Source organism: Elusimicrobiaceae bacterium, assembly GCA_028700325.1.
Lineage (GTDB): Bacteria > Elusimicrobiota > Elusimicrobia > Elusimicrobiales > Elusimicrobiaceae > JAQVSV01.
Genome location: JAQVSV010000115.1, coordinates 1 through 4,282, shown reverse-complemented (window position 1 = coordinate 4,282; position 4,282 = coordinate 1). Strand labels below are relative to the sequence as shown.

Annotated in this window: 3 protein-coding genes; all 3 read right to left on the bottom strand. The window is 61.5% G+C overall.

What is annotated here, in order from left to right; genetic code table 11:
* Positions 1-1,590, bottom strand: a 1,590-nt coding sequence (locus PHW69_09895; protein ID MDD4005494.1) for an O-antigen ligase family protein, incomplete at its 3' end; no start/stop codon positions are given.
* 354 nt (positions 1,591-1,944) lie between these two features.
* Positions 1,945-3,729 carry a type IV pilus secretin PilQ gene (gene pilQ, locus PHW69_09890; GenBank protein ID MDD4005493.1) on the bottom strand — a complete coding sequence of 595 codons (1,785 nt, stop codon included), beginning with the start codon at positions 3,727-3,729 and terminating at the stop codon, positions 1,945-1,947.
* 23 nt (positions 3,730-3,752) lie between these two features.
* Entirely contained in the window at positions 3,753-4,208 is a 456-nt protein-coding gene (locus PHW69_09885; protein MDD4005492.1) for a hypothetical protein, read from the bottom strand.
* Positions 4,209-4,282: the final 74 nt, after the last annotated feature.

Here is a 4,282-nt window from a genome sequence, read left to right as displayed (position 1 = left end):
GCGCCGCGCGGCAAGCCCGGCCAGCGCACGGCCGTTGCCGGTCATGCGGTAAATGCCGGCCAGTTCGTCATAAGCGAGAATATGATAGGGGTGCAGTTCCAGTGCGCGCTCATAGGAAACCGCCGCCGCAAGCAGCAGCGGCAGATTATGCTCCCGCTCCGCCTGCGCGCGCCGAGCCCGCGCAATCAGCAGCCGCGGCGCGGGATAGCGCGGCTCGCGCGCGGCAAGCCGTTCGGCGCAAGCGACCGCGCCGGCCGCATCGCCCGCGCGGTACAGCCGCGCCGCAGCGAGATACTCTTTCTCGGCAGTAAATTCATTTGCCACGGCGGCGCATATTCCGAACCCGGCCGCCAGAACGGCGCCGGCACAGCACAGCCGCAGTCCGCGCGGAAAAACCGCGCCGCAATCCTCCGCCGCCGCCCGCTCGCCCGATGAAAGCAGAAAACAGAAAACCGCGAAATTGGCGGGCACGCTCAGCGTATAATCCTGCGCCGAAAGCACCAGTGCCGCAACCGCCGCCCACTTCTGCGGCGCCTGCGCCCGGTATATCTGCCGGACGGTGAGCGCCGCCAGCGGAACAAACCCGGCCGCCCCGTATTCCGACAGCAGTTCCAGCGGCCAGCTGTGCGCGTAAAGCGAACCTATCCGGAACCGCGACACGTCATGCACGGCCGGGAAAATATATTCAAAAACGCCGCCGCCAAACCCGGTCAGCGGGCGCAGCGTGAACATTTGCCACGCGCTCGACCACCAGCCCAGCCGGTGCTGCAGCGACGAGAAATCCGCGAAATAGATCCACAGCCCCGCGCCAAGCGCAGCCAGCGCGGCAGCCGCTTTCGCGCGTTTTCCCGCCCGGCAGGCCAGAAACAGCGCGGCCGTTATCAGCAGCGCCGCGCCCGCGCCGCGCCCGCCGGCCAGCGCGATCGTGCCCGCAAAAACCGCGCCCGACACGGCATAGCCGCCCAGCAACGCAAAAGGCGCAAGCATGACCAACAGGCCGGAAAATGCGTTCGGGTTGAAATAGGAGCCGGTCACATCGCCGCCGCGCAGAAACTGGTATCCCGCAAGCAGACACAGGAACCAGCCGGTCGAAACCAGAAAAACCAGCCCCGCTTTCCTGCCGGCGGACCCCGCGAACGGCGCAAACACAAATACCGCCAGCCCGGCCGCCAGCCATTTAAACGCGCGCCAGCTCACCCACCCGACCGGCGCCAGCCAGCACGACACAAACGCCGCCGCCAGCACACACGCCGCCAGCGCCGCGCCCGGCCCGAACCGCGGCAGCCGCCCGCGCAGCAGTTTCACCGCGCACCATAACGCCGCGCCACCGAACAGCGGTACTTCAAAAGCAGCCTGCGCCCACAAGTCCCAGCCGCCCCGCGCGAGCGGAAACAGCGCCAGCAGAACCGCGCCGCCAAGCGCGAGCAAAATATCTTCCGGCCCGGTCGCGGCGAGCCATTTCTCCGCTGCGGCCAGCCGCGCGGCGGCCGCGGAGGCCGCGCTGTCCGCAAACCCGGCGCGCAGCGGAACCGCCGCCGCGGCTGATGCCGCGTTTTCCGTTCGCTCGTTACGCTTTTCGTTATTTGTCATTGGAATGAAACCGGCCCGTCCGGCACGGGCGCCTGCGCAAAATTTCTCCGGGCCGGGAGCTACCCGGCCTCCGGCCCCGCTCCCTCGAAAATACCGCCGCGCACTTTTTTCATGAAGCTCCCCCGGCTGTGCCATCGGCCTGCCGGTTGTTATTACGCTTTACCGGCACGCCGGGGTTTTCTTTGGGTCCGAACTTCGTTTGCACGGCTTGCGCGGGGCTGCACACGAATCCCACTGCTTGAGCTATGCCATTCCGGCAATCATTATGCCGCACCGGCCGACGCAGGGTTTTTGTGAGCGGAATTTATAAAAAAAGCGCCGCGAAAAGCGGCGCTTTTTTATCACAAGGCCTTTTCAGCTCGCCACGATTTTGGGCGTGACAAAAATAAGCAGCTCGATTCTCGACCGGGCGTCCACTTTCTTCTTGAAGAACCAGCCCAGCAGCGGAATATCGCCCAGCAGCGGGACTTTATAAAGCACGTTGGAGTCGGAATCGTAAATCAGGCCGCCTATCACGATGGTTTCGCCGTCGCGGGTGATAATGGTGGTTTCCACGCTCCGCGTGTCCACGCCGGGCGCGCCGCCGGTCGCCTCGGCCACCGAAGTGGCTTTCTGGCTGACGGTGGGCTTTATTTTCATTGTTATTCTGCCGTCGTCGTTTACCAGCGGAGTCACTTCCAGCGTGATGCCCGTGTCAATATAGGTGACTTTGGTGGTTGTCACGGTCGGGTTGGTATTCGTCGTTTCGCTGGTGGTGTAGGGGATCTGGGTGGTGATGTTTATTTTCGCGGTTTTGTTGTTTACCGTCGCGACTTTCGGGTCGGACAGCACCTTGGCTTTGCCTTTCTGCGCGGTGGCGTTGATCGTCACGTCCAGAAACATGTTACCCGCTATGCGCCCGAACCGGAACGCGCCGCCGGTGATTTCATCGGCCACGCTGGGGAAATTGACGCCGGTCCCGCCCTCGTCGGTTTTGTTGCTCAGCGGCGTGTAGATATTGTTGCCGGTAGTGTAAGGGTAGGCCAGCCCGGTGGTGGTAACGCCGGTATAGGCCTGGTTCTGCACGTCGCCGCTGCCGTAGAAATTCAGGCCGGTCTGGCTGCCGATCGTGGACTGGTCGGCGCCGTAGGCGTTCCAGTCAATGCCCAGCGTGAGCGAGTCGGTCAGATGCACTTCCACCAGTTTGGTTTCGATAAGCACCTGCACGGGCCGCTTGTCGAGCTGCGAAATCAGCCGCTCGATCGAGTCCAGCCCGCTGGGCACGTCGGTCACCATCAGCATGTTATGCGGATCGTTTGAAGTAACCTTTCCCTTGCGGCCTTCCGCCGTGATCACATCTCCTATCAGCACTTTCATTTCATCGGCCCGCATATAATGCAGCGGAAACACCCTGGTCACCATCGCGGCGGTCGCGTTCTCCGACTTCACGGTCTGGGCCGTGGTCACCCGCAGAATGTTGTTGCCCATCTGCTGCGCGTTCAGGCTATTGACGGTCAGGATTGTGCAGAACGCCTCCTTAAACGGCACGTTTTTAAGGCGCATTGTCACGTCGCCCGCGACATCCTCGGCGAAAATTATGTTAAAGCCCACCTGCTCGGCCATCGAGGAAAGCACGGTGCGCACATCGGCGGTGTCATAATCAATATTGATTTTGTCCTGCGGCAGATTCTGCATTATGTCCACGAAAGACGCTTTTGAAGCGCCGGCCCCGTATTGCACTTCCGCAGCTTTTCTCGGCTCGGCCGGCGCATCGCTCAAAAACACCGCCACGGCATTGCCCTTGGCCACGGCATTGTAAGCCGCATTCCGGTTAAGCTCCAGCGTGACCCGGCAGATTTTTATGGGCTTCACCTGATACTGCTCCACGGTAACCGCCCTGATGAACCTTCCGGCGCCTTTCACCGGAACAACTTTTTCCAAACCGCTGTTTAATTCGCTGTTAAGCAGCTCGATCACAATCTTGGCGGGCTCTTTCGCGCTGAACGTGTCATACTGCACCGGCGCGGCGGTTTTGATAAGCACCGAGTCTTTTGTGGCGATAATCTTTTCAAGCCGGACCGCGCCCTCCGCCGCGAACAGAGGCGCAACCAGCCCCGCCTGGAAAAGCACCGACATGATAACCGCAATGGTTTTTCTCATAATTCCGTCTCCGAAAGATCCCGTTATTTCTTTTTGCCAAGAGTCAAGACGACTTTCCGGCCGCCTTTGGTGAACGTAACCGCGGTTTCCCCGATCTCGGCCGTCACGCCGTCGAGCGGCTTGAGCCTGCTGTCGTACAGTTTTCCGCCCGTCGCGAAATAGCTCCTGCCGCTTACCGGATCATACAGCTGGGCCTGCGCAGCGCTCAGAATCTCGGCCTTGCCCCGAAACACCAGCCGCGCAAGCTCCGGCTGGTAATTTTTCGGGATCGCTGCGGAAAATGATTTTTTTTCTTCCGCCTTGGGCGCGGCCGGAACCGGCATGAACGGATCCCGCCCGGAAAAAACGCTGCCGCCGTCCGCCGAGGCCGGCGCAACCGTTTCGGTTGAGGAAACCGGTATAAGATCCAGCGCCCAGCCGGCGCGGACCGCGAACCCCAGCAATGCCGCCGTTATAATGGTTTTTGCCGTTCTTGCCATATCAGCCTTTATACGCGAACGCGACCAGCGTAAATGAAAATGTAACGACGCCGTCCGTGCCGCTCTTGTTTACA